Here is a 25,224-nt window from a genome sequence, read left to right as displayed (position 1 = left end):
TTATTTACAATAGTTATTTTATTTATGAATGAAAATCCGTGAATCATTTTGAAATGACAAATTATTTTTTATGTCATTGTTTTTGTTGGTTTTAGCTTATTTGTGTTTTTGTGGCTTTATTTTTTATAAAAATAAAATAATATTCGCTCTTATGTTTTTTAAGTTTTCGCCTAACAGCTCAATCGCATAACCATCACGGTATTTATGCCATGCATAAATATCTATTCATATATTATTGGAATATATTAAAAGGGAATTGATTCATGGGCGCGATCATCGCTTCACCCTATACCCACACGTTTTGGAATGAATACGTCCTCAATCCACACTCCTGCGAGTACAACCTGGTGCTGGATCAGACCATTGAGGGGGCGCTGGACGTCGATCGACTGCGCGCGGCGGTCGAGGGCGTGTGCCGGGACTATATTCTGTTTCACCATGTCCTCGACGACAGCTCGCCGCAATTACGCTGGGTAAAGACGGAGAAGAAAATTGCGTTGGAAACGCTTGATGCCGATTGCGATGCCGGTAAATTAATCAATACGCCGTTCGATCTCCGGGAGGGGCCGCTGTGCCGCTTCTACCTGATTGAGCTGGCGCCGCAGCGCTATAATTTGATCATTGTCGTTCATCACATCCTGATCGACGGCCTGTCCGGCCAGGAGTTCTACAACGCCGTTTCCGCCTATTACAATCGCGGGGCTGCCGTGGCGCCGCCGCAGGCGGATGAAACGGACATTTGTCGATTGTACCGGCGCTATGAGGCGGATATCGCGGCGTTGAAGCAGGACTTCGCTTCCGCGTCATTCTGGGGCGACCGGTTGGCCGAATGCGCCCCGCGCGTAGCGTTGCCTTATCTCCCCGGTGAAGCCCCCGAAGCACCCGGCGCCGGCGAAGTGCGCTTTACGTTGCCGTTCGCCGAGTGGCAGGCGCTGAAGTCTGGCGTCAGATATGCCAACCCATTCCTGATATTCAAAACGCTGTGGGCGTTGCTGATCGCCCGGCAATCCGCGCAGGACACGGTGCATATCGGTTATCCCGTCGCGCCGGACGGCGGCGAGCCGCTGTTTTTCGGCGCCCAGGTCAACACCGCGGTGTTTCCCTTAACGCTCGCCCCGCAAGCCACGTTCAACCAGCTGTACCGCGCGACGCTGGCCTACAGCAAAGCGCTCAAGGTGACGGGCAAGCTGCGGCACAGCCAATTGCCGGTTTATGACATGCTGAACCTCAGCCCGGTGCGCGAGCTGAACGTCAATTTCACTCAGGCTTACCTGAAAGATGCGCCGCTGGCGCTTGACGGTTGCCGCATCGGCGTCAATCACCGTTACAACGTCGATCTGGCCGGTTCGGAACTGCTGCTGGAGTATCAGCCGACCGAGCAGGCCTTTGAGTTTCGCCTGCGTTATCGGCCCGATCTGTTCGACGCCACGCAAATGGCGGAGATGGCGGATCAGTATCTCGGGCTATTGCAGCGTGCGCTAGCCGAACCGGACGCGCCGATAGCCGCGTGGCCGCAGCTCACGGCGCAGCAGGTTTTACGCTGCCGCGACGCCTGGGAGAGCGAGCCGGACACGGCCGACCCAGGGGCGACACTGCTCGACGGCGTGGCTCGCCAGGCGCGCCGTCATCCGGAACGCATCGCCGTAACCGATGCCAACGGTTCGCTCAGCTACCGCCAACTGGCGCAGCGCAGCGATCGCCTGGCAATACGGCTGAGGGAAGAATATCGCCGGTTGCGCGGCGCCGCCATGCCGCCAGAGACGCTGATCCCGCTGTATCTGCAGCGCAGCGCGGAAGCGGTGGTGGCGATGCTGGCCATCATGAAGGCGGGCGGTGCCTATGTGCCGCTGGATCCCGCGGCGCCGGCGCAGCGCCTGGAATATATTCTGCAAGAGGTGAACAGCCCCATCGTCCTGACGGAAAGCGCATTGCAAGGGGAGGCGCGGCGTCTGGCGCCGGACGGCGTTTGCCTGGCGGCGGATGAATCGCTTGCCGATGCGGATGCCGCGAGCCTGCCGAATGTCGAAGCCCGGCAATTGGCCTACGTGATTTACACCTCCGGCACCAGCGGGCGGCCGAAAGGTACGCTGTGCGAACACCGGGGCGCGGCCAACATGGTGCGGGGTCATACGCAGCGTTTGCTGCGCAATGAATCGGGCGCGCTCAACTGCCTGCAGTTCGCGTCGCTGGCCTTTGACGCGCACGTGTTTGAAGTGTTCATGGCCCTGAGCAACGGCCACCGGCTGTTCATCGCGGGCGAGGCGCAGCGGCGCGATCCGGCGCTGTTGTGCGGCCAAATGGCGGCCTGGGGCATCGAAGCCTGTTTCCTGCCGCCGGCGCTGCTTGGCACCTTGCCAGACCTGCCGGCTTCGGTGCGCTATCTCGCGACCGGCGGCGAGGCGACCGCGCAGGAGGCGCTCGACCATTACCTGGCCTGCGGCATGCAGGTTGCCAATCTGTACGGCCCGACCGAGGCTTCGGTCAGCGCCAGTCTGAATATCTATCGCCGCAACGGCGCGCGCAATATCGGCCACGCCATCGCCAATATGCGTTGTTATGTGGTTGACGAGCATGACAATCTAATGCCGCTGGGGGCGGAGGGCGAGCTGTGTCTGGCCGGCGTCGGCCTGGCGCGCGGATACCTGAACCTGCCGGCGCTGACGGAAGCCGCATTCGTCGCCAATCCTTTTGAACTGCGTGAGCCTTACCGGCGCCTGTATCGCACCGGCGACCGGGTACGGCGCTTGGCCGACGGCAGCCTGGACTATCTTGGGCGACACGACCAGCAGATTAAGATCAACGGCTATCGCATCGAGTTGGGCGAGATCGAAATGCAGCTGCGCGCGCTGCCCGAGGTGGCCGAGGCGGTGGTGACCCTGCGCCCCGGCACGACGGACCAACTGGCGGCCTGGTATGTGCCGAAGCCCGGCGCGACGCCGCAGGCCGGCGACATCTTGCAACGCCTGGCGGCGCAGCTGCCGCATTATATGTTGCCGTCGGCGCTGTCGGCGCTGTCGGCGCTGCCGCTGACGGTGAGCCGCAAGGTCGATTACCGGGCATTGCCGGAACCGCTGCCGGTGGAGCGGCAAACGGCGTTTCGCCAACCGGGCACGCCGCTGGAGACTCAGCTTTCTGCACTGTTCAATCGGCTGCTGGGCGGCCATGTCGGCATGGACGACAACTTCTTCCGCCTCGGCGGCAACTCCATTATGGCCATCAGGCTGTGTCACGAAGTGAATAAACTGCCGGGGGCGAAGATCTCGGTGCTGACGTTGAATCAGCATCCGACGGTGGCCGCGCTGAGCGAGCATATCGCCGCTCAACGGCAGGCGCCGTCGGATGAGCCGCCCATCCTCGTCGGCGGGCTGCGGGAGGGGCCGCTGTCGCTTCAGCAGTCGCGATTGTGGTTTGTTCAGCAACTGTCGGCGGACGCCACGCACTATCTGTCGCCGGTGCTGCTGCGGCTGGCGCCGGACATCGATGACCAACGTTTTGCGGACTGTCTGCAGGCGATCGTCGAGCGCCACCAGATCCTGCGTAGCCTGATTCGCCAGAATGAGCGGGGCGAAGCCAGCCAGTGGGTCAGCGACGCCGTGCTGCCGGTGCCTTTGCTGACGGTGAGCGGCGCTGAGTTTGACATGGCGCTGGCGCAGGCCTGCAGCCGGCCGATGGATTTGACGCGCGAGCTGCCGCTGCGCGCCACGCGCTATCGTTACCGCGATGCGGCGGGCGGGGAAACGGCCGTTTGTCTGTTGGTATTCCATCACATCGTCTTTGACGGTTGGTCGCTTGAGGTGCTGCTGCAGGAACTGGACGCGCGCTATCGGGGAACGTGGCGTAAGGCGACAGAGCCGGCGCTGCAATACCTCGACTATGCGTGCTGGCAACAAGCGCCGGAAAATGTGCAGCGCCGGGCCGACGAATTGGCCTTTTGGCAACGAGAGCTGGCGGGCTGGCAGCCGCTCTCGCTGCCGGTGGATTTTTTGCGGCCGGCGGTCTTCGACGTACGCGGCGACAACAGCGAAGTGCCGCTGCCGGCGGCGCTGGTGAAGGCGCTGGAGGCGTTGGCGCGCCGAGAGGGCGTGACGCTGCATGCCGTGATGCTGGCGGGGTTCATGCTGTTGCTTGCCCGCTACAGCGGTCAGAACGATGTCATGGTGGGTACGCCGCTGGCGAACCGCAATCGCCCTGAGCTGGGGAATCTGATCGGGTTCTTTGTCAATACGCTGCCTTTACGCCGGCAGATCGACCCCCGTCAGGGCGTTGCCGAGTTTGTGCGAGAGGTTGCGGCCACGACGCTGCGGGCGCAGCAGCATCAGACGCTGTCGCTGGAGGCGCTGGTGGACGCTCTGGCGCTGCCGCGCGACTTTTCGCGGCATCCGCTGTTCCAGGTCATGTTCGCGCTGGAGGGCGAGAGCGGCGCACCGGCGCGTCCGGACTGGCTGTCGGTGGTCGATCTGAGCGCGGATGAGCGCACTGCCAAGTTCGATCTGACGCTCACGCTGACGCCGCAGGGGGAGCAGATGCGCGCGCGCTTCAACTTCGCGTCGGCGCTGTTCAGCAAAGCGTCGATGGATCGGTTGGCCGGCTACTATCTCGCCCTATTGCAACAGATGGCGCGCCACGATGACTGGCCGCTGGAAAATATTCGTCTGCAGCCGCAGAGCCCGGCGCTGCCTGCGGCGCCGGCCTTTAGCTATGCGTTTGAACGCTGCCTGCAACAGGATTTCGTGCGGCATGCGCAGCGCAATCCGCAGGCCGTCGCGGTGATCGACGCGCAGGGGGAAATGACGTACGGCGAACTGCACGAGGCGGCGTTAACGCTGGCCACTCAACTGCGTGTGCAGGGCAAGATGACCGGCGACGCCATCGCCGTCGTCGCCGACAAGGGGCGCCGGCAGCCGATCGCCCTGTTGGCGGCGCTGATGTGCGGCAAGGCGTTTTTGCCGATGGAGGCGACATGGCCGCCGCAGCGGCGGCTGAAGGTGATGGCGCAGGCCGGCATCAATACGTTGCTCAGCGATGCGCCCTGGGCCTGCGACGAGATCAACCTGGTCGAACTGAATGCCGACGGGCTGGCGGCGCAGTTGCCGCTGCCGGAGAGGCGCCTGCCGGCGGTGGAGGCCGGTCCTGACAGCCTGGCCTATATCATTTTCACTTCGGGCTCGACCGGCACGCCCAAGGGCGTGGCGATCGAACATCGCAGCGCGGTGAACATGCTGGAAGGCGTTCGGCGGTATTTCGGGTTCAACGAGCGGGATCGCAGCCTGGCGCTCAGCGCGTTGAGCTTCGATCTGGCGATCTTCGATATTTTCAGCCCGTTGAGCGCGGGCGGCGCGGTTGTGATGCCGGCCGAGCGAGATCGGGTCAATCCGCAAGCCTGGTATCAGCTGATGATGACACATCGAGTGACGCAATGGTTGAGCGCACCGGCCCTGATGGAGCTGTTGCTGGACTATGTAAACGGCACGGGGCTGGCGGCCGGGCCTGCGCCGGCGCTGCGGGCGGTGATGGTGGGGGGCGACTGGATCGCCACCTCGCTGCCGGAACGCTGCCTGGCCTGGGCGCCGCACGTCCGCTTCTGCAGCGCCGGCGGCGCTACGGAGGCGGCGATCTTCACCATGCTGTATGAGGTGCCGCGAGGCGAGAAAATTCGCTCGGTCAGCATCCCTTACGGTAAACCGTTGCCGCACCAGCGTTGCTACATTCTGGATGCCGGACGACGGCCCGCGGCGCCGGGCGTGCGCGGGGAGATCTATCTGGCCGGTGAAGGGTTGGCGCGCGGGTATTACGGCGATCCGCAACGCACCGCCGAGAGTTTCTTCTGGCATGAGGAGCTGCAGGAGCGGGTGTATCGCACCGGCGACGCGGGCCGATGGCTCGAGGACGGCAATGTGGAGTTCCTGGGGCGTCTCGATCAGCAGGTCAAGCTGAACGGCTACCGTATCGAGCTGGGTGAAATAGAGCATGCCGCGCTTGCCTATCCGGGGGTGATCGCCTGTTGTTGCGTGCTCGTCACCGACCCTCAGCCCTGTCTGGCCGCTTACTTCGTTGCCGATGAGGCGATCGCCCCGCAGGATTTGGCGCAGCATTTGAGCAGCCAACTGCCTCCTTACATGGTGCCGCAGGCGCTGATGCAGCTGGCACAGCTGCCGCTGACCGAAAACGGCAAGATAGCCCGACAGGCGTTGCCGCCGCCGAAAAGGACGGCGCGCGAGTTCGTCGCGGCGCAGAACGAGCGGGAGAACGCTTGCCTGGCGGTGTGGCGCGATCTGTTGCAGCGGCAGGATATCGGCGTGGAGGACAATTTCTTCTCGCTGGGCGGCAATTCCCTTCTGGCGATCCAGGCCTGTTACCAGCTCGGTCAACGGTTGGGGATCGAGGTGACGTTGAGCGAGCTGGGCCGGTTCCCGACGATCCGTTCATTGTGCCGTGCGTTGCTGCGGCAGGGGGAGGGCGCCGCGCCGATGTCGATCCCGCCGCTGCGGCAACGCGAGTATCCGCTCTCCGCTTCACAGCTGCAGCTGTGGTTTATCGAGAACCTGAACGGCGGCGGCAATCTTTATCATGTGCCGATGCTGTTCCGTCTCCACGACGATGTCTGTCTGACGGCTTACGAGCGCAGTCTGCAGGCGGTCGTCGCCCGGCATCAGGTGTTGCACAGCCTGATTGCCCAGAAGCCGTCCCAAATTGCCGTCGCCCGGGCCTGTGAACAAACGCTATCGCTGGAGCGCGTGGCGCTGGAGGCGGCGCGCTGGCCGGACAGACTGCGGCAGGATATCGATCGGCCGTTTGCCCTGGAGGCGGAGTTGCCGATCAGAGCGAGCGTTTACCAGGTGGCGCAGCCTGATGGCGGGCGGGTGACTTACAGCCTGATCCTGGTGCACCACCTGGCGTTTGACGGCTGGTCGCAGCCGGTGCTGCTGCAGGAGTTGGATGCGCTGTATCAGGCGCAGCGGCAAGGGCGGGAGGCTGAGCTGGCGGCGTTGCCGTTGCAATATGGCGACTATGCCGTCTGGCAGCGGCGCTGGCTGGACTCCGCGTTGGCGGATGAGGCGAAAGCGTATTGGCGACAAGCGCTGGATGGGTGGCAGGCGCTGGAGATGCCGCTCGATTTCGTGCGGCCGGCGCGCTTCGATCATCGCGGCGCCAATCACGTCATCGCGCTGCCGGAGGCCCTGACGATGCAGGCGACGCAGTTCGCCCGGCGGCAAGGCGTCACGCCGTTTGCGCTGTATCTTGCGGCCTTTAATCTGCTGCTCGGTTACTTCAGCGGCCAGCAAGACATTCTGGTCGGCACGCCGGTCGCTAACCGGCCGGTGGCGGAGACCCGCTCGGCGATCGGATTCTTCGTCAATACGCTGCCGTTGCGCTCGCAAATAGACGATGCGGCGTCGCTGAACGATTATGTGCATCGGGTTTTTGATGGCGTGCTGCAGGCGCAGCGGCATCAGAATTTACCGTTGGATCAGTTGATTGAGCTGCTGCAGGTGCCGCGCGATCTGTCGCGCCATCCGCTGTTTCAGACGCTGTTCGCGCTGGAAGAGGCGGGTGAAGCGCCGGCCTGGCTGGCGCCGCAGGATCTGTTGACACACTATCAGGCGGCCAAATTCGATTTGACGCTGAGCATACAGTCGGCGCCGCAAGGCGGCAGGGCGATCTTCAACTATGCCACCGCCCTGTTTGCACCGGCCACGCTGGCGCTGTTGGGTGAGTATTATCTGACGATCCTCACGCAGATCGTCAATCACGGGGAGCAGCGCGTCAGTCAGTTGGCGCTGGTATCGGCGAGTGAAACGGCGCGGCAGCGCGCCTTCCGTCAATCCTGTCCGCCGGCCTACGATTTCGAACGCGCCATCCATCATGATTTTATCCGTCAGGCCGAGCGCCATCCGCAGCGGGTGGCGATCGTCGATGAATGGGGTGAGCTGAACTACGGTGAGCTGTATCGGCGTGCGTTGGCGCTGTCGTTGCAGCTGCGCGAGCATGCGGATATGCGCGCCGACACCATCGCGGTGATGGTGGACAAAGGGCGGGCGCAAATCATTGCGGTGCTGGCGATCCTGATGGCCGGCAAGGCCTATTTGCCGCTGGACGGCGCCTGGCCGGAACGCCGCCGCCTGGATATCGTCGCGCAGTCGCAGACCCGGATTATCCTCAGCAGCCGGGCGTGGGCGGCCCACGGTAACGCCAGACTGTTGACGATCGATCCGCAAGGTGCGGTCAACGCGTTACCGCCGGCGGCGCCGGGTGAGCCGGTCTTGCCGGCGCCTTCCGCGCTGGCCTATGTGATCTTCACCTCCGGTTCTACCGGCACGCCGAAAGGGGTGGCGGTAGAACATCGCGGCGCGGTGAACAGCATCATCGATACCTTACACCAGCTGGAACTCGGCGCGGACGATCGCGGGTTGGCGCTCAGCGCGCTGAGCTTCGACATTTCGGTGTTCGATATTTTCGGCCTGCTGTCGGTGGGCGGTGCCATCGTGATGCCGTCCGAAACCGAACGCTATCAGCCGGAGGCGTGGCATCGGTTGTTGATGACTCAGGGGGTGACCTTCTGGAATTCCGCGCCTTCGGTGATGACGCTGCTGGTGGAGCAGCTGGAGTCCGACGCGTCGCAGGCGCAGTGGCCGCATTTGCGCAACGTGGTGCTGGTGGGCGAGGTGATCTCGCGTTCACTGCCGGCGCGCATTCGCCAATGGCGGCCAGGGTGCCGGGTAGTCAGCGCCGGGGGCGCGACCGAAAGCTCCATTTGGTCGATTTTGTACGACATTCCGAAAACGCCGATCCTGGCGCCCAGCGTGCCTTATGGCCGGGCGATGGCCCATCAGCGTTTCTATGTGCTGGATCGCCATCTGCGCGTGTTGCCGCCCTGCTTACCGGGGGAGCAGTACATCGGTGGGGCCGGCGTGGCGCGCGGCTATTACCGCAATCCGTCGCTGACCGAGGAAAAATTCATCTACCATCCGGAACTGGGGGAGCGGCTTTATCGCACCGGCGATGCCGGGCGCTATTTGCCGGACGGCAATCTGGAGTTCCTCGGCCGTATGGATTTTCAGGTGAAAATCAATGGCTACCGCGTCGAGCTGGGGGAGGTCGAGCAATGTGCGCTGGCGTTCGGCGCGATCAAATCCTGCTGCGCCGTGGTGCTGTCAGAGGCGCATCGGCAGCGTCTGGCGCTGTATTACGTCAGTGAGGCGCCGCTGGAGGAGTCGGCGCTGCTGGCCTTTATGAGCGGGCAATTGCCGCTATACATGCTGCCTGCGGCGCTGGTGCGGCTGGAAGCGTTGCCGTACAACTCCAGCGGCAAGCTGGATCGCAAGGCGTTGCCTGTGCCGGCGGTGAGGGAACCGCAGGCCTATGTCGCTCCCGCGAACGCGCTGGAGCAGCAGTTGTGCGCATTGTGGCAGGAGGCGCTGCAGTGCGAGCAGGTCGGCATGACGGACGATTTCTTCCTGCTGGGCGGCACTTCGATCAAGGCGATCTCCCTGTGCGTCGGCATGGGGGCGCTGATGGCCGCGCCGGTGCCGGTGGTGCAGCTGTTGCAAAGCCGCACCCTGAAAAATCTGCTGGCCGCCAACGAGCGCCGTTTGGTCATGCCGCTTAACCGCCGGACAGACGGCGTGCCCACTGTGTGGATGATCCACCCGGCACTGGTGGGCGCGGAGGCGTTTCATGCTTTCGCTCAGCCGTTGCAAGGGCGACTCAATTGCTATGGCGTCGATAACCATAATCTTTACCATCAACCGACCATCGACTCGCTCGGCGAGCTGGCCGAACGGTATTTGAACGACATGATTGCCGCCGGCCTGCTGCAAGACGCCGGGCCGGTGCGCATTCTCGGGTGGTCGCTGGGGGGCATCATCGCGCTGGAGATCGCCGCTCGCCTGGAGGCGCGCGGCTGCCGTAACGTGCAGCTGTATCTGCTGGACAGCTTCTATCTGCAGACCACGGCGGAGCTGCCGCTGGAGCAACTGCTGCCTGCGCTGGGCATCGAGGGGGAGGCGGCGACACGCGCCATGGCCGCCGGGCAGGCGGAGCGGCGGCTGTCTGAGGGAAGGCTGAGCCGCCGATTGCAGACCACGAAAGTGACGCTGTTTAAGGCGACGGAGGGTAACCCGCAGTTGCCGGAGGCGATAACGGCGCCGCTGCTGGCGCTGGAAGATAATGGACTGGGCGCGGTTTGCGCGCAGCTCAAGATTATCCCGCTGGCCTGTCATCATCATAATATTTTGCAGTGTGAGGAGGCGATCGGACAAGTGCTCAACGATGACGTTTGATTCATGAGCCTGGTTCATAAGCTCAAGCGTATTTCGCCCCATAGTCATGGCGGCAGTCGCGTTTTACAGTCATCACACCGGAACGGCGCCGCGTCAGGCGGGGCCGGTATCAATCAGTGGGGGAGTGAAGATGCAAACACGCAAATTGGGGCGCGAAGGGCTGGAAGTCTCGGCGTTGGGGTTGGGCTGTATGGGACTGAGCTTTGGCTACGGCCCGGCCACCGATAAACGGCAGGCGATCGATCTGATCCGCGCCGCGGTCGACGAAGGCGTGACGTTCTTCGATACCGCGGAGATTTACGGTCCGTTCACGAACGAGGAATTGTTGGGCGAAGCGCTGGCGCCGGTGCGCGATCGGGTCGTCATCGCCACCAAGTTCGGTTTCGACTTGCCGCAGCCGGCGGGGCAGCAGGTGTTGAACAGCCGTCCGGAGCATATTCGCCAGGCGGTGGAAGGTTCGTTGAAGCGCCTGCGGGTGGAGACGATCGATTTGCTGTATCAGCACCGTGTCGATCCCGAGGTGCCTATCGAGGAGGTGGCCGGTACGGTGCAGCAACTAATTCGCGAAGGGAAAGTGAAGTATTTCGGCCTGTCGGAAGCCGGTGCGCAAACCATTCGGCGAGCTCACGCGGTGCAACCGGTCACGGCGCTGCAAAGCGAATATTCGCTGTGGTGGCGCGAGCCGGAGCGTGAAATCTTGCCGACGCTGGCAGCGCTGGGCATCGGTCTGGTGCCATTCAGCCCGCTCGGCAAGGGCTTTCTCACCGGCGCCATCACCGAGGACACCACCTTTGACAGCGGCGATTTTCGCAACGTGGTGCCGCGCTTCAGCGCCGAAGCGCGCCGGGCCAATCAGGCGCTGGTGAGCGTGCTGGGGCAGATAGCGCAGCGCAAGGGCGTGACGCCGGCGCAGATCGCCCTGGCCTGGCTGCTGGCGCAGCAGCCGTGGATCGTGCCGATCCCGGGAACCACCAAGCGTCACCGGCTGGAAGAAAATCTTGCGGCGGCGTCGGTGGTGTTGGCGGCGGACGAACTGGGTGAGATTGAGCGTGCGCTCTCCGCTATCGACGTGATTGGCGATCGCTACCCGGCGCATCTGCAGAAAAACGTCGGGCGTTAAGCCCCGCGCCGCAGCGCCTCAATCAGCAGCGCAAAGGCGGTGGTGTGTTGCCTGCGGCTTGGATAATAGAGGTAATAACCGGGAAACGGCGGACACCAGTCGTCCAGCGCCATCTGCAACCGCCCGTCGGCCAGCGGCTCGGCGACGGTATCTTCCGGCACAAAGGCGATGCCGAGGCCGAGCTGCGCGGCGTCGATTCGCTGGCGCAGGCTGTTGAAGGTCAGTTGCCCCTCCACCCGCACTTTGATCTCCCGGCCATCGCGGGCAAATTCCCAGGCGTACAGCCCGCCGAGGGTGGGCAGGCGCATGTTGATGCAGCGATGGTTTTGCAGCGCTTGCGGCGTAGCGGGGAGGCCGTAACGGGCGAAATAGTCAGGGGAGGCGACGGGCACCATGCGCATATCCGGCCCGATGCGCACCGCGACCATGTCCTTCGCTACCTGTTCCCCCAGCCGAATGCCGGCGTCGAATCGCCCGGCGACGATGTCGGTCAGGCTGTTGTCGACGGTGATTTCCACGTTGATATCCGGGTAATCGACGAGAAAAGTGCGCAGCACCGGCCATAGCACCGCATCCACCGCGTGTTCGCCGGCGGTGATGCGGATGTTGCCGGCGGGCCGATCGCGCATTTCACCCAGCGCGTTCAGCTCGTTTTCTATCTCCGCAAAGCGTGGACCAATGCTGTTGAGCAACCGCTCACCGGCCTCGGTGGGGGCGACGCTGCGAGTGGTGCGCGTGAGCAAACGCAGCGCCAGGCGTTCTTCCAGGCCGCGAATAGCGTGGCTGAGCGCCGATTGGGAAACCCCAAGCTGTGCCGCCGCTTTGGTGAAGCTGCGCTCCCTGGCCACCATCAGGAAAGCGATCAGATCGTTAAAGTTTTCTTTCAACATATCGGCACCGAAGAGGAGGGTGAGCGCACTGTCGCGCGTAGATTTATGAATTGAGCTCATAGCTCCTTGCGCATTCTACCCGCTAGTCGCCGGAAAAGCATGGCGCTATCTTGACATCACTCACTCATGATTATCAGCGCCGGCTGTGAGATCCGGCGCGGAGGACACGACAGATGAAAATACAACGCAGCGGTTCTATCCCATCACAGCGCGGTTCGGCGGATTACTTTACCGGGCAGGTACGCATCGACGCGCCGTTCGCCGGTGATGCGCCGGCCAGGGTGGGCGGCGCGACCGTCACCTTCGAACCCGGCGCCCGCACGGCATGGCATACGCATCCGCTCGGCCAGACGCTGATCGTCACTCAGGGGCGCGGGTGGATCCAGATGTGGGGCGAGAAGACGCAGGAGATGCACCCCGGCGATATCGTTTGGATACCGGCCGACGTCAAACACTGGCACGGTGCGACACCGGACACCGCCATGACCCATATCGCCATCGCCGAAGCGGTGGACGGCAGCCCGGTGACCTGGCTGGAGCCGGTCAGCGAGGCGGACTACCGACCATAACGCCGATCAGGCCGGGGGGCTCTGTTCGCAAAACCGCAGGCGGTTGCCGAACGGATCGGTGAGGTTGAGCTCTTTGCCCCAGTCGACAACCTCCAGCCCCGGCCTGGCATAGCGATAGTTTTTGGCCGTGAGCTCCTGGTGCAGCGCGTCGATATCGTGCACCGGGATGAAAATGGCGGCGCCGGGCGTGCTGTCGCCATAGTGTTCGCTCAGGTGCAGCGTCAGCTCTGAGCGGGCGATCTGCATGTACAGCGGCAGATCTTTGCTGAAACGGTGCTCCCACGCCAGCGTGAAACCGAGAAAATCCAGATAAAACTCTTTGGCCTTGTCGACTGAAAAGATACGCAGGATCGGAATGGCGGGGGAGAGCGTCATCATTGTTGACCTCACTGTCGCGTTAGCGGCAGCCGATATGGATATCGGCTGCGTCGGGGCCGGTATAGGCTTCGAAGTCGGTCAGGAAGCGACGTTCGATTTCCGGGTGTTGCTCGAAGTAGGCCCAGATGGCTTGCCAGCCTGCGATAACCGCCGCCGGCATGGCGCCACGGGCCTGGAACACCAGATAGCGGCCGGGTTGGATGTGCAAACCGCTCTCTGCCGCGCTGCCGGCGGTGACGTCAAACGGCCCGCTGGCGTCGGAGGCGTAATTGGAGTAGACCCCGTAAACCGGCATGGCGGGCGACGTGGCGAAAAAGTCTGACCACAGCGCCGGGATTTTAGCCGTCTCGGGCTGGGTTTCGTCCTGATTGGTGGTTCTGATTGTCAGGCCGACGACGTAAAAACCGGGCAGGTGTACCGAGAGAGGCTGCATAGAGGCAATTCCTTTTAACCGCTGAAAAGATGCCTAAAGGTAGCAAAGGCTCCCCAAAACCGCCAGACAGGGCCCCCGCAGACGCGGGGACCCTCGCATCAGGCGCCCAGGCCGCCGAGGCACAGGTATTTGATCTCGAGATAGTCTTCGATGCCGTATTTTGAGCCTTCACGGCCCAAACCGGAGTGTTTCATGCCGCCGAACGGCGCCACTTCGGTGGAGATCAGCCCTTCGTTGATGCCGACAATGCCGTACTCCAGCGCTTCGGCCACGCGCATCACCCGGCCGATGTCGCGGCTGTAGAAGTAAGCGGCCAGGCCGAACGGCGTGTCGTTGGCCAGTTCGACGGCGTCGGCTTCCTGGCTGAAGCGGATCAGGGGCGCCACCGGGCCGAACGTCTCCTCGCGGAAGATTTTCGCCGTGCGCGGCACGTCGGTCAGGATGGTCGGGCTGAAGAAATTGCCGCCCAGCGCGTCAGGCTTGCCGCCCAGCAGCACCGAGGCGCCGTGCTCGACGGCGTCGGCGATGTGCTCGCGCACTTTCTCCACCGCGTCCGGGTTAATCAACGGGCCGATGGTGACGCCGTCATCCAGGCCGTTGCCGACTTTCAGCTTGGCGACGGCGGCTTTCAGTTTGGCGGCGAAGGCATCGTATACGCCGTCTTGCACCAGAAAACGGTTGGTGCAGACGCAGGTCTGGCCGGCGTTGCGGTATTTCGAGGCGACCGCGCCGGCCACGGCGGCGTCCAGATCGGCGTCGTTGAACACGATAAACGGCGCGTTGCCGCCCAGCTCCATGCTGGTTTTCTTGATGGTGGGCGCACACTGGGCCAGCAGCTGCGCGCCGACTTCGGTGCTGCCGGTGAAGGAGAGTTTACGCACGTCCGGGTTGGCGGTGAGTTCGCCGCCGATGCCTTTGCTGGGGCCGGTTATCACGTTGCACACCCCGGCGGGCAACCCGGCGCGCTCCGCCAGCACGGCGATCGCCAGCGCCGAGAACGGCGTTTGGCTGGCGGGGCGGATCACCCCGGTGCAGCCGGCGGCCCAGCCGGGGCCGGCTTTACGGGTGATCATCGCCGCCGGGAAGTTCCACGGGGTGATGGCGGCGAACACGCCGATCGGCTCTTTTTGCACGATAATGCGGCGACCGGACTGCGGCTGTGGAATGGTGTCGCCATACACCCGCTTGCCTTCCTCGGCGAACCATTCGATAAAGGAGGCGGCATAGGCGATTTCACCGCGACTTTCGGCCAGCGGTTTGCCCTGTTCCGCCGTCATGATGCGCGCCAGATCTTCCTGATTTTCCATCATCAGCTCAAACAGCCGCCGCAGCTTGCCGGCGCGCTCTTTGGCGGTCAGCGCGCGCCAGGCGGGCAGCGCTTTTTTGGCGGCGGCGATGGCGCGCGCGGTTTCTTCGGCGCCGAAGGCCGGCACATGGCCGACCAGCTCGCCGTTGGCGGGGTTATGAATGGCGATCGTGTGGCCTGCTTTGGCCGGCAACCATTGCCCGTCGATGTAATTGGCCTCGCGGAACAGCGTGGGATCCTTGAGGGTAGCGCTGATGCTGGTGCTCATTGGTCTCTTCCTTTGCTGAGTTCAACAGAATGGTCTATCCCATACGGCTCCCCTTTACCCTAGCAAATTTTGCCGCCGCCGTTTGTCAAGGTGGCGACAAGATGAGCGTTTTCTTCATGCGCACCTTCTGTACAAAAAACATCCGCCGGCGAGCCGATACTGAAAGAGCAGGCATATGACCCTTTTCGATGTGATTAAAAGGAGTGTGCGAATGATGAAATCAGTGGACAGGCATCTCGTGGCCTACGGCAGCGAAATGGATTTTTTGGCGTCGAGCATTGCCCTGATGGAATGGCAAGGGCGGCAGATTGACGCCGGGCAAGTGGCCGGCAATATGTCGGAGCAGCAAAGCCGCCTGTTCTTTGCGCGGTTGAATTATTTTCGTCAGCTTTATCAGGCCGCATCGGCGGCCGAACACAGCCTGTAATTTCCGATCCAGCCCCGCCGCCGCGGGGCTTTTCATTTCAGCTCAGCGGCGCCACACCCCGGTCGCCAGCGTCGCCGGCGAATACTCCAGATTGCGCCCTCGCCACGGCAGCGCCGCCGCAAAACGCCAGGCGCGGCGCACGTCAAACCGCCAATAGCGTTCCGCCCCTTCGACGCCGGGATCCCCTTCCGCCTGCCAGAGGATTTGCGTTTCCCCCTGCAGATGCAGCACGTCGCCGCGATCGAAATCGATGAACAGCAGCGCCGCCCGCGGTTCGGCGAGCAGATTGCCCAACGTGTTCATGTAGCGGTTGCCGCGAAAGTCCGGCATCCACAGCGTGTCGCCTTCCAGATGGATAAAGCCGGGGCGGCCGCCGCGATGGGAAATATCCACGCCGCCCTGCGGCAGTGTCAGGTGCGCGCAGCTGGCGACGAAGCAGGTGTCCGCGGCGCGGATCAGCGCCTGCGCCGCCGCATCCAGCACGGCCAAATGCTCAACCGGCTGCGGCCGGCTGTCCACCGGGTAGAGTTCGCGGCGCTGAATGTACTGCGGGCAGTTGCCGAAGCTTTGCTGAACGAGGATTTCCACCCGGTTTTTGTCGGTGCGACCGATGGCGCCGTTGGCGCGGTTGCGCCGCCGGTTGCTGAAATCCAGCCCCAGCGCGCCGACCGGCTTGCCGGGCAGCAACAGCGCCTGGGCGGGATCGTCGCCGCGGCGCGGCGCGCTGATGCGTAAATGCGTGTCGTCCGGCGTGCGTAAAAATCCGGGCGGGCCGGTGAACAGGGTGGCGATGGGCCAGCCTTGTTCATCCAGCGTGGCGACAAACAGGTAGGGCAGCGCGGCGAAAAACGCGCGGTGCTGATCCGGCATCGCGGGGTAGATGCCGCCGCCTACGCCGCCAAACCCGGCCAGCGTCTGTGCGCGCAGCTCATCGGGATGGAACCGTTGCGGGATCATGGCGTCAGCTCCCCGCCGGTTCCGGCAGGGCCGGCATGGCAAAGTAGCCGGGCAGTACAGCGATGCGCGCCGCCCAGCGACGTATCGCAGGGTAAGGCGACAGCGAAATGCCGCCTTCAGCCGCGACCGCCACGTAGCTGTGGCAGGCCAGATCGGCGATGGTGGGGTGTTCGGTGGCCAGGTAGTCCCGCTCGCTCAGATGCTGTTCCATCTGCGGCAGGAAACGATCGCTGACCGCCCGCGCCGCCTGATAGTCCTCCGGCACGGCGAATTGGGCGATCAGTCGGCAGGCCGCCGGGCCGTAGCGGACTTCACCGGCGGCTTTGGAAAGCCAGGCCTGCACTCGCGCCGCCGCGGCCGGCTGTTCCGGCAGCCAGTGGCTGTCCGGCGCATAGCGCTTCACCAGATAGACCAGAATGGCGTTGCTGTCGGCCAGCGTCAGATCGCCATCCTGCAAGACCGGGATCTGGCCGAACGGGTTGAGCCGGCGGAAGGCTGCGCTCTGCCGTACGTCCGCCGAGGCTTCGACCCATGCATAGGGCAGCGCCAGCATGCGCAGCAGCAACGCCACGCGATGAACGTGGCCGGAAAGCGGGGTGCCGTAGAGTGTGATGGTGGACATGGCGTTTCTCCTCAGTGCTTTTTGTCAGCATACTCTTGCGTTGAACGAGCGAAATCCGGCAATGTGGAAATTGATAATTTCACTTTTCGGAAGAATCTATGGATCGGTTAGACGAGTTGGCGATTTTCGTGGCGGTGGTGCAGCAAGGCAGCCTGGCGGCGGCCGGGCGCAAACTGCGGCGTTCGGCGCCGGCGATCACCCGGGCCATCGCCGCGCTGGAACAGCGTTTCGGCACCCGATTGGTGGAGCGCACGACCCGGCGGCTGGCGCCCACCGAGGCGGGTGCGCGGCTGTTGGAGCGCGCGCAACGGCTGCTGCAGGATTATCAGGCGGTGGTGCAGGATACCGCCGAAGCGCAGCTGAGCGGCTTGCTGCGCGTTACCTCGCCGGTGCAGTTCGGCCGCCGGTACGTGGCGCCGGTGGTGATGGCATTTCTCGATGATTACCCGCAGATGCAGATCGAAATGGTATTGAACGATCGCAATCTCGATCTGATTGACGAAGGGTTGGATATCGCGGTGCGCATCGGTCATCTGCAGGACTCTTCCCGCGTGGCGCGGCGGCTGGGGCAGGTCAGCCGGGTGACGGTCGCCAGCCCGGATTACCTGGCGCGCTGCGGTGAACCGCGATCGCCGGCGCAGCTGGCGGAGCACGCCACCATCGTCGGCACCCAGCGGCCGTCGCTGCGCGAATGGCGCTTCGGCCCGCAGGAAAACGGCGAGCGCGTGCGATTGACGCCCCGGCTGTTGCTCAACGACGTGGAAGCGCAACTGCTGGCGGTGCGCGCCGGCAAGGGCGTCGCCCGGTTGCTCTCGTATCAGGTGGCGGACGATTTGGCCGCCGGTACGCTGGTGCGGCTGTTGACGGATCATGAGCCGTTGCCGATGCCGGTACAGCTGGTGGCGCAGCAGGCGCAGCACATGCCGCTGAAGGTGCGCGCCTTTTGGGATTATGCATTTGAACGGCTCAGCGCCTTGCCGCAAATTCAGCTGGACGGGCGGGGGAAATAAACGCAAAAAGTTTCATGGGTTAAACTTTTTCATTATTCATCAGGTTTTATTTTACCGGGCGCGCATTGCTGATGCGCCCGTCTTGACAATAATGTTGTCGGTGCTAATAGTTAATTCACATCTTAAATAATAAACGAAGTTTAATATATGAAACCACTTGCGGGGAGTTATGACAACGGCGCCACGGTGGATAATGAAGCGGCTATTTTGACTTCATTTCAAACCCGCAGCGCGGCTGTTTATAAACAGACGCGCCATGAAAATAATATTGCTTATGGCAACGGCGAACGTGAAACATTTGATTGGCTCTATTCTGCAAAGCAGCATCAGGGGACGTTAATTTTTATTCACGGCGGCTATTGGCAATTTTGCGATAAGGCGGATTTCGCCTTTATCGCCGCCGGGCCGCTGGCGTTGGGTTTTGACGTGGTGTTGGTGGAATATGCGCTCGCACCGGCGGTGGATCTCGACGAAATATGCCGACAGATCGGAATGGCACTGGATGCCATTCAGCGCCGCCTGCCGCCGCACTACGCCCATCCGGTTTATCTGTGCGGCCATTCCGCCGGCGGGCAGCTGGCGGCGCTCTGGCAGCAGCATGCGTTGGTGGATGCCGTCTTTCCCATCAGCGGCCTGTTCGAGCTGGCGCCGCTGCAACAAAGTTATGTCAATCGGGCGCTGCAGTTGACCACGCGGCAAATTGAAACGCTCAGCCCGGCGCGCCGCCTGCCGACGCGCGGCAAGCCGCTTACGCTGTATTACGGCGCATTGGAGCTGCCGGAACTGAGAGGTCAGTCGCAACACTATCATGCGGCGCTGCGCCAACGCGGGCTGCCGGCTGAACTGGTCGCGGTGCCAGGCGCCAACCATTTCACCATCCTGGATGCGTTGTTCGCCGCCGACGGCGCGCTGCTTCGCCAACTTGACCACCACGGGAACCACTGACATGCGCGAGATTGTAGAGACCGGGCTGCCGGATATCGGCCAGCCTTTTTCCTGGGCCACCCGGGGCGGCGGCATGCTGTTTACCGCCCACGGCCCGGTGCGGGCGGACGGCAGCATCGACACCGGCGCGCCGGAGCGACAGATTGCGCTGACCTTCGATAACCTGGCGCAGACGCTGAAGGCGGCGGGCAGCCACAGCGATAAGGTGCTGCAGGTGATCGTGTATCTTACCGACGTTAACGACGTTAAATGGCTCGATGATATTTACCGGAAATACTTTAATTATCCTTATCCCAATCGCTCCACGGTTATCGTCGAGAAATTGGTGGTGCCCGGAATGAAAATAGAAATTACCGTCAGCGCCATCGCCTGATTTAATTTCTCCTTAAGCCTGTCTTCATATTAATTCAATAACGAGTTAAGGATGCGTCATGTTTAAACAGATTGCACCTTCCGCCGCCGATCCTATTATGTCGCTGATGGAAGCCTATTTGCAGGATCCCAATCCGAAAAAAGTGAATTTAGGCATTGGGCTGTATTACGATCGGCAGGGGAATATTCCGCTGATGCAGGCGGTTGAGGCGGCCGAGCAGCGGTTGCTGGCGCTGCGCCGCCCGCACGGTTATCCGCCGATCGAAGGTTCGCCGCAGTTCGCCCGCCAGGTGCAGGCGCTGCTGTTCGGTGAGCAACAGGCGGCCGAGATCGCCACGGTGCAGACCGTCGGCGGCTCCGGTGCGTTGAAGCTGGCGGCGGATTTTTTGCGCCACTTTCTGGCGCGCGGTGAAATCTGGGTGTCCGATCCTACCTGGGCCAATCACTGGGCGATTTTCGAAGGCGCCGGGCTGCGGGTGAATACCTATCCCTACTTTGATGAAGCGGCGGGCGGCCTGCGTTTCGCCGCCATGCTCGACGCGTTGGACAGCCTGCCGCCGGGCAGCGTGGTCTTGCTGCACCCTTGTTGCCATAACCCGACCGGCACCGATCTGACGGCGGAGCAGTGGCGCGCCACGCTTGCCGTGCTGCAGCGACGCAGCCTGCTGCCGCTGTTCGACATCGCCTATCAGGGCTTCGGCGACGGGCTGGAGGAGGACTGCTTTGCATTGCGCGAAGCGCTGAAAACCGATCTGCCGTTTTTGGTCTGCAATTCGTTTTCCAAAAACGTCGCGCTGTACGGCCAGCGTCTGGGCGCGCTGTCGGTGCGCTGCGCCGACGCGGAAAATGCCGCCAACGTCAAAGGGGCGTTAAAAACGCTGATCCGCCGCAGCTATTCCTGCCCGCCGACGCACGGCAGCCAGATCGTGGAAACCCTGCTTGGCGATGCCGAACTCGGCGAGCTTTGGCGCGATGAGCTGGCGGAAATGCGCTCGCGCATCAAGCAAATGCGTGAACAGCTGGCCGCCGGGCTGGCGCAGGGCGGCTCTTCGCTGGATCACCGGCGCATTCGCGAGCAGCGCGGTATGTTCAGCTATACCGGCCTGAACGAAGCTCAGCTGCAGACCCTGCGGCAGCGCTACGCCATCTATCTGGTCTCGCCCGGCCGCATGTGTCTGCCGGGGCTTAACCCCGGCAACATCGACTATGTGACCGCCGCGATCCTCGACGTCACCCGTACCGCCTAACTCCGCCCGGGAGCACAGCCATGCCACAGATGAATGATTTTGAGCATATCGCCCGCCGCCAGGGCGGGTTGAACAAGCATCTTACCGCCGGGCAGATGTCGATGCTGGCGATCGGCGGCGCCATCGGTACCGGGCTGTTTCTCGGCAGCGCCTACGCCATCCAGATGGCGGGGCCGTCGGTATTGCTGAGCTACCTGATCGGCGGCGTCATTGCGCTGCTGCTGATGGGCAGCCTGGCGGAAATGACCTCCGAACACCCGACGCCCGGCTCGTTCGGCGACTACGCCGAATTCTACCTCGGCCCGCTGTTCGGTTTTCTGGTGCGTTACTCTTACTGGTCCTGCGTGGTGCTGGCGGTGGGCACCGAAGTCACCGCCATCGGCATGTACATGCAGTTCTGGTTCCCGGCGACGCCGACCTGGCCGTGGGTGCTGCTGTTCTCGGCGGCGGTGATCGTCGTTAACGTGATCGGCGTGAAATCGTTCGGCCAGGTGGAATACGCGCTGTCCACCGTCAAAGTGACGGCGATCGTGGCGTTTATTCTGATCGGCATCGGCATTCTGGCGTTCTCGGGCAACCCGGCCTATGGTCTGCGCAACCTGACCGCCGGCGGCTTTATGCCGTTTGGCGTCAAGGGCATGTGGTTCGCGGTGATCGTGTCCATCTTCAGCTACCTGAGCATTGAAATGATCGCGGTGGCCGCCGGCGAGGCGAAGAATCCGGTGATTGCGGTGAAGGCGGCGTTCAAGGGCACCATCGTGCGGCTGTTCATCTTCTACATGCTGTCGATCGCCCTGATGCTGGCCATCGTGCCCTGGCGCCAGTCCGGCACCGGCGAAAGCCCGTTCCTGATGGCGATGAACGTGATCCATCTGCCCGCCGCCGCCGGTATTTTCAACTTTATCGTGCTGGTAGCGGCGCTGTCGGCAATGAACAGCCAGCTGTATATCACCACTCGCATGATGTTCTCGCTGTCGCGCGCCGGGCAGGCGCCGGCGGCGTTGGGGCGCGTCAGCCGGCGCGGTATTCCGGTCAATGCGCTGGCGATGTCGTGCATCGGTATCGTGGTGTCTATCGTGCTGAGCCTGGTGGCGCCGGAAACCTCGTTCGCCGCCATGATGTCTATCTCGGTGTATGGCGCCTGCTTTACCTGGCTGATGATTTTCGTCACCCACCTGTTCTTCCGCCGCCGGCATCGGCAGACCCACCTGAAGTTTCGCATGTGGGGCTTTCCCTATACCACCTTGCTCGGCGCCGGGCTGATGACGGCGTTGATGATCTCGACGGCGTTTACCGAATTCTTCCGCATGACGCTGTGGTTCGGTATTCCGTTCACTTTGCTGCTGGTGGCGGCTTATCACTTCCAGAGCCGCCGCGCGGTTGCGCCGTCGCCACTCAAGGCGCCGGAAGTGGAGTAATTAGGGGAGGGGCTGAGGCGCATCTCAGCCCCGGGGATTAAAGCTGGCTTTTCGGGATCAGGTGGTCGCCGAAGCTCAGGCGACGGCGGCCCGGCTCGATTTCGGTCAGCGGTGCCACTTCGTGCAGCGAGGATTTGCAGCGCTGCACCAAATCCTGATACTCGCGGGTGCCGGCGATCTTCCAGGCCAGCTCCTGTTCGGTCAGATCGCGCAGCACGCGCGCCGGGCTGCCGACCACCAGCTTGTTGGCTTCGATCACCGCCGCGGCTTTGACGAACGCCATCGCGCCGACGATGGTGTTCTCGCCGATCTCCGCACCGTCCATCACCACCGCGTTCATGCCCACCATCGCGTTGCGGCGAATGCGGCAGCCGTGCAGGATGGCGCCGTGGCCGATATGGCCGTCTTCTTCCACCACCGTGTCCTGCTGCGGGAAGCCGTGCATCACGCAGTTGTCCTGAATGTTGGCGCCGTCGCAGATCACCAGGCGGCCAAAATCGCCGCGCAGGCTGGCGTTCGGGCCGATATACACGTGTTTGCCGACGATCACGTCGCCAATCAGCACCGCCGTCGGGTGCACGTAACTGCTGGGGTCAACGACCGGCGTCAGGCCGTCAATCTGATACACAGGCATAGCGTGAGTTCCTTAACATGTAGGGTCGCGCGGCAGGCCGCCGAAGCGCCGATAGTAGCCGGCGGCCGGCGCGGGCAGGGCGCCGATGGTGGTCTCCGCCAGCGCGCTGACGTACTCCGTCGCGGCGCGATCGACCTGCTGATAGAGATTGATGCACAGATTGCGGGCGATCTGGCCCTCCCACTGGGCGGGCAACAGCGCGTCCGGCAGCAGCGGATCTTTCAACACCACGCGACGGAAGAAGTGAATCAATAATAGCTTAATCTGGAAACAGCGCAGCGGCGTCAGCGCCGCCGGGTCGACTTCGCGCAGCAGCGCCATCAGCGGCCGGAAAGAGACGATAAACTCATGATAACCGGCCGCTACCTCGCTCAATGACCAGCAGTCGGCCACCAGTTTCTGCAGCGTTTGCTCGGAGCGATTGTAGGGGTAATCGGCGCGGAAGTAGATCACCTGCTCGCTGGCGTTCAATTCGCCGAGCAGCGCCGTCACGTCGGTTTGCGCATGGGTGGGGGCGGCCATCAGGTTGTTGGCGATCTGCCCGAACCCGAGCCAGCCCAGCTCTTTTTTCAGCCGCGCGCGCGCGTTTTTTTCGGCGCATTCCAGTAGCAACAGCTCCCATTTGCCGTCCCAGGCGGGCTGCTCGCGCAGATAGATCTTCGATTCGGCGTGGCGGAACTGGCGCATGCCCTGCTCGGTCACGCGGTAGAAGCTGCGGCGGCCGATTTTCTCCACCGCCAGCCACCCCTCTTTCTGCAGGCGGAACACCGAGGTGCGCACGAAGCGATCGCCGAAACCGAAGGCCTCCAGCAGCGCGCTCAGGCTGCCGAGCCACACTTCGCCGCCGCGGTGGCTGAGCGCGTCGCCGTACAGCGAAATGATCAGCGACGTGCCGCTGATCGGCTGGGCGTCGACGGCATGGCGAATGAACTCATCCAGTTTATGTTCCATATTTTTCCATGGGTTAGCCTTCGATGAGCCACAACATTACCATAATTTGATTTGGGGCGGCGTCATCCGTGACGCCGTGCGCCTCAGCGCGGCCGCAGATCGACCACGCGCTGCGCCTTGCCTTCCGAGCGCGGAATATCGCCGCAGTTGGCGATGCTGACGTCGGTGCTGACGCCCACGATCGATTTGATGTGGTGGCGCAGCTGGTGGCAGATATCGCAACGCTGCTGATGGCTGAGGCTGAGCGCCGATTCTTTCAGCTCGACGCGCACCGCCAGCGTGTCCAGATGCCCGCTGCGGCTGACCTGCAGTTGATAGTGCGGCGACAGCTGCTCGAACTGCATGATCTGTTCTTCCACCTGCGACGGGAAGACGTTGACGCCGCGGATGATCAGCATGTCGTCGGAGCGGCCGGTGATCTTGCCCATGCGGCGCATCTGGCGTGCGTCGCCCGGCAGCAGCCGGGTGAGATCGCGGGTGCGGTAGCGGATCACCGGCAGCGCCTCTTTGGTCAGGGTGGTGAACACCAGTTCGCCGTGCTCGCCGTCCGGCAGGGCGATACCGGTCTCCGGGCAGATGATCTCCGGCAGGAAGTGGTCTTCCCAAATGGTGGGGCCGCCGCCGCTTTCCAGACATTCCATCGCCACGCCCGGCCCCATCACCTCCGACAGGCCGTAAATATCCAGCGCCTTGATGCCCATGCGGGTTTCGATTTCGTGGCGCAGGGCTTCGGTCCAGGGTTCGGCGCCGAACACGCCGAGCCGCAGCGAGCAGCCGCGCGCGTCGCCGCCCATTTTGCGCTCCAGTTCATCGATCAGCGTCAGGCAGTAGGACGGCGTCACCATGATGATGTCGGGTTTGAAATCGAGGATCAGCTGCGCCTGGCGTTCCGTCTGCCCGCCGGACATCGGGATCACCGTGGCGCCGAGCCGCTCCGCGCCGTAGTGCGCCCCCAGGCCGCCGGTAAACAGGCCGTAACCGTAGGCGACGTGCACCTTGTCTTTGGCGGTGGCGCCGCCGGCGCGCAGGCAGCGGGCGACGATATCGGCCCAGTTATCGATGTCGCGCTGGGTGTAGCCCACCACCGTCGGGCGGCCGGTGGTGCCCGAGGAGGCGTGGATGCGCACCACCTGTTCCATCGGCACCGCGAAGGTGTCGAACGGGTAGTTGTCGCGCAGATCCTGCTTGGTGGTGTAGGGGAAGCGCGCCAGATCGCTCAGCTGCTTAAGATCGTCGGGGTGTACGCCCGCCTGATCGAACTTGCGCTTGTACATCGGCACATTGTCGTAGGCGTGGTGCAGCGTCCACTTCAAACGCGCCAACTGCAACGCTTCAATCTCATCGCGCGAGGCGAATTCGATCGTTTCGAGGGGCTGTGGATTTATTGTCATGGTTAG

General features: G+C 63.0%; 18 protein-coding genes. 9 read left to right on the top strand and 9 right to left on the bottom strand.

All coding sequences use genetic code 11. From position 1 onward, the window contains the following. The first annotated feature begins 263 nt into the window (after positions 1–263). Positions 264–10,280: a non-ribosomal peptide synthetase gene (locus CPH57_RS11905; RefSeq protein WP_096242370.1), complete on the top strand. Its 10,017-nt coding sequence runs from the start codon at positions 264–266 to the stop codon at positions 10,278–10,280. A gap of 130 nt (positions 10,281–10,410) precedes the next feature. Continuing rightward, positions 10,411–11,400: an aldo/keto reductase gene (locus CPH57_RS11900; RefSeq protein WP_033643631.1), complete on the top strand. Its 990-nt coding sequence runs from the start codon at positions 10,411–10,413 to the stop codon at positions 11,398–11,400. Here CPH57_RS11900 and CPH57_RS11895 read toward each other — a convergent pair. Then, on the bottom strand, positions 11,397–12,290 hold the full coding sequence (locus tag CPH57_RS11895; protein ID WP_042785744.1) for a LysR family transcriptional regulator: 894 nt from the start codon (positions 12,288–12,290) through the stop codon (positions 11,397–11,399). The genes CPH57_RS11900 and CPH57_RS11895 overlap by 4 nt on opposite strands. A 173-nt stretch (positions 12,291–12,463) precedes the next feature. Between CPH57_RS11895 and CPH57_RS11890 the strand changes: the two genes are divergently transcribed. Beyond that, entirely contained in the window at positions 12,464–12,859 is a 396-nt protein-coding gene (locus tag CPH57_RS11890; RefSeq protein WP_033643630.1) for a cupin domain-containing protein, read from the top strand. 6 nt (positions 12,860–12,865) lie between these two features. On the opposite strand, the gene CPH57_RS11885 is transcribed toward CPH57_RS11890, so the two are convergent. The 3 genes from CPH57_RS11885 to gabD all read right to left on the bottom strand — a co-directional run bounded on the left by CPH57_RS11885 (position 12,866) and on the right by gabD (position 15,244). Beyond that, complete coding sequence (locus tag CPH57_RS11885; RefSeq protein WP_033644308.1) at positions 12,866–13,234, bottom strand: glyoxalase superfamily protein; 369 nt, start codon at positions 13,232–13,234, stop codon at positions 12,866–12,868. 22 nt (positions 13,235–13,256) lie between these two features. Continuing rightward, positions 13,257–13,670: a GyrI-like domain-containing protein gene (locus CPH57_RS11880; RefSeq protein ID WP_033643629.1), complete on the bottom strand. Its 414-nt coding sequence runs from the start codon at positions 13,668–13,670 to the stop codon at positions 13,257–13,259. 98 nt (positions 13,671–13,768) lie between these two features. Continuing rightward, the gene (gene gabD, locus CPH57_RS11875) at positions 13,769–15,244 is read right to left on the bottom strand and encodes an NADP-dependent succinate-semialdehyde dehydrogenase (RefSeq protein ID WP_096242369.1); all 1,476 of its coding nucleotides are present in this window, start codon (positions 15,242–15,244) and stop codon (positions 13,769–13,771) included. Positions 15,245–15,455: 211 nt separating this feature from the next. Between gabD and CPH57_RS11870 the strand changes: the two genes are divergently transcribed. Further along, positions 15,456–15,671 carry a glycogen synthesis protein gene (locus tag CPH57_RS11870; RefSeq protein ID WP_096242368.1) on the top strand — a complete coding sequence of 72 codons (216 nt, stop codon included), beginning with the start codon at positions 15,456–15,458 and terminating at the stop codon, positions 15,669–15,671. A gap of 42 nt (positions 15,672–15,713) precedes the next feature. Here the strand turns inward: CPH57_RS11870 and CPH57_RS11865 are convergent, their stop codons facing one another. Continuing rightward, on the bottom strand, positions 15,714–16,628 hold the full coding sequence (locus tag CPH57_RS11865) for a pyridoxamine 5'-phosphate oxidase family protein (RefSeq protein ID WP_069100530.1): 915 nt from the start codon (positions 16,626–16,628) through the stop codon (positions 15,714–15,716). Between the two features lie 4 nt (positions 16,629–16,632). Beyond that, positions 16,633–17,250 (bottom strand): glutathione S-transferase family protein, encoded by a 618-nt coding sequence (locus tag CPH57_RS11860; protein ID WP_060660543.1) that lies wholly within the window; start codon positions 17,248–17,250, stop codon positions 16,633–16,635. A gap of 98 nt (positions 17,251–17,348) precedes the next feature. Between CPH57_RS11860 and CPH57_RS11855 the strand changes: the two genes are divergently transcribed. From CPH57_RS11855 to CPH57_RS11835, 5 genes are all read left to right on the top strand, one after another. Further along, positions 17,349–18,260 carry a LysR family transcriptional regulator gene (locus tag CPH57_RS11855; RefSeq protein ID WP_033643624.1) on the top strand — a complete coding sequence of 304 codons (912 nt, stop codon included), beginning with the start codon at positions 17,349–17,351 and terminating at the stop codon, positions 18,258–18,260. Positions 18,261–18,407: 147 nt separating this feature from the next. Beyond that, the gene (locus CPH57_RS11850) at positions 18,408–19,205 is read left to right on the top strand and encodes an alpha/beta hydrolase (protein ID WP_060660544.1); all 798 of its coding nucleotides are present in this window, start codon (positions 18,408–18,410) and stop codon (positions 19,203–19,205) included. A gap of 1 nt (position 19,206) precedes the next feature. After that, a complete protein-coding gene (locus CPH57_RS11845) occupies positions 19,207–19,578 on the top strand; it encodes a RidA family protein (RefSeq protein ID WP_033643621.1) in 372 nt (123 codons plus the stop codon). A gap of 58 nt (positions 19,579–19,636) precedes the next feature. Beyond that, positions 19,637–20,824 (top strand): amino acid aminotransferase, encoded by a 1,188-nt coding sequence (locus CPH57_RS11840; protein WP_033643619.1) that lies wholly within the window; start codon positions 19,637–19,639, stop codon positions 20,822–20,824. 20 nt (positions 20,825–20,844) lie between these two features. Beyond that, positions 20,845–22,242 carry an amino acid permease gene (locus tag CPH57_RS11835; protein ID WP_033643618.1) on the top strand — a complete coding sequence of 466 codons (1,398 nt, stop codon included), beginning with the start codon at positions 20,845–20,847 and terminating at the stop codon, positions 22,240–22,242. A 37-nt stretch (positions 22,243–22,279) separates the two neighbouring features. Here the strand turns inward: CPH57_RS11835 and paaY are convergent, their stop codons facing one another. The 3 genes from paaY to paaK form a co-directional block, all read right to left on the bottom strand. Continuing rightward, on the bottom strand, positions 22,280–22,876 hold the full coding sequence (paaY, locus tag CPH57_RS11830; RefSeq protein ID WP_033643617.1) for a phenylacetic acid degradation protein PaaY: 597 nt from the start codon (positions 22,874–22,876) through the stop codon (positions 22,280–22,282). Positions 22,877–22,888: 12 nt separating this feature from the next. Then, entirely contained in the window at positions 22,889–23,827 is a 939-nt protein-coding gene (gene paaX / locus CPH57_RS11825) for a phenylacetic acid degradation operon negative regulatory protein PaaX (RefSeq protein WP_033643616.1), read from the bottom strand. A gap of 83 nt (positions 23,828–23,910) precedes the next feature. Next, positions 23,911–25,218, bottom strand: coding sequence for a phenylacetate--CoA ligase PaaK (paaK, locus tag CPH57_RS11820; protein ID WP_016927188.1), 1,308 nt, complete (start codon positions 25,216–25,218; stop codon positions 23,911–23,913). Between the last annotated feature and the right edge of the window lie 6 nt (positions 25,219–25,224).

This window comes from Serratia sp. JKS000199, from assembly GCF_900215455.1.
Lineage (GTDB): Bacteria > Pseudomonadota > Gammaproteobacteria > Enterobacterales > Enterobacteriaceae > Serratia > Serratia ureilytica.
This window is presented reverse-complemented; position numbering and strand designations above follow the sequence as displayed.

What these genes read in the sequence shown, in the direction of transcription:
- CPH57_RS11905 (WP_096242370.1), top strand. Translation starts at nt 264, where the DNA reads ATGGGCGCGATCATCGCTTCACCCTATACCCACACGTTTTGGAATGAA.
- CPH57_RS11900 (WP_033643631.1), top strand. Translation starts at nt 10,411, where the DNA reads ATGCAAACACGCAAATTGGGGCGCGAAGGGCTGGAAGTCTCGGCGTTG.
- CPH57_RS11895 (WP_042785744.1), bottom strand. Translation starts at nt 12,290, where the DNA reads ATGTTGAAAGAAAACTTTAACGATCTGATCGCTTTCCTGATGGTGGCC.
- CPH57_RS11890 (WP_033643630.1), top strand. Translation starts at nt 12,464, where the DNA reads ATGAAAATACAACGCAGCGGTTCTATCCCATCACAGCGCGGTTCGGCG.
- CPH57_RS11885 (WP_033644308.1), bottom strand. Translation starts at nt 13,234, where the DNA reads ATGACGCTCTCCCCCGCCATTCCGATCCTGCGTATCTTTTCAGTCGAC.
- CPH57_RS11880 (WP_033643629.1), bottom strand. Translation starts at nt 13,670, where the DNA reads ATGCAGCCTCTCTCGGTACACCTGCCCGGTTTTTACGTCGTCGGCCTG.
- gabD (WP_096242369.1), bottom strand. Translation starts at nt 15,244, where the DNA reads ATGAGCACCAGCATCAGCGCTACCCTCAAGGATCCCACGCTGTTCCGC.
- CPH57_RS11870 (WP_096242368.1), top strand. Translation starts at nt 15,456, where the DNA reads ATGATGAAATCAGTGGACAGGCATCTCGTGGCCTACGGCAGCGAAATG.
- CPH57_RS11865 (WP_069100530.1), bottom strand. Translation starts at nt 16,628, where the DNA reads ATGATCCCGCAACGGTTCCATCCCGATGAGCTGCGCGCACAGACGCTG.
- CPH57_RS11860 (WP_060660543.1), bottom strand. Translation starts at nt 17,250, where the DNA reads ATGTCCACCATCACACTCTACGGCACCCCGCTTTCCGGCCACGTTCAT.
- CPH57_RS11855 (WP_033643624.1), top strand. Translation starts at nt 17,349, where the DNA reads ATGGATCGGTTAGACGAGTTGGCGATTTTCGTGGCGGTGGTGCAGCAA.
- CPH57_RS11850 (WP_060660544.1), top strand. Translation starts at nt 18,408, where the DNA reads ATGAAACCACTTGCGGGGAGTTATGACAACGGCGCCACGGTGGATAAT.
- CPH57_RS11845 (WP_033643621.1), top strand. Translation starts at nt 19,207, where the DNA reads ATGCGCGAGATTGTAGAGACCGGGCTGCCGGATATCGGCCAGCCTTTT.
- CPH57_RS11840 (WP_033643619.1), top strand. Translation starts at nt 19,637, where the DNA reads ATGTTTAAACAGATTGCACCTTCCGCCGCCGATCCTATTATGTCGCTG.
- CPH57_RS11835 (WP_033643618.1), top strand. Translation starts at nt 20,845, where the DNA reads ATGCCACAGATGAATGATTTTGAGCATATCGCCCGCCGCCAGGGCGGG.
- paaY (WP_033643617.1), bottom strand. Translation starts at nt 22,876, where the DNA reads ATGCCTGTGTATCAGATTGACGGCCTGACGCCGGTCGTTGACCCCAGC.
- paaX (WP_033643616.1), bottom strand. Translation starts at nt 23,827, where the DNA reads ATGGAACATAAACTGGATGAGTTCATTCGCCATGCCGTCGACGCCCAG.
- paaK (WP_016927188.1), bottom strand. Translation starts at nt 25,218, where the DNA reads ATGACAATAAATCCACAGCCCCTCGAAACGATCGAATTCGCCTCGCGC.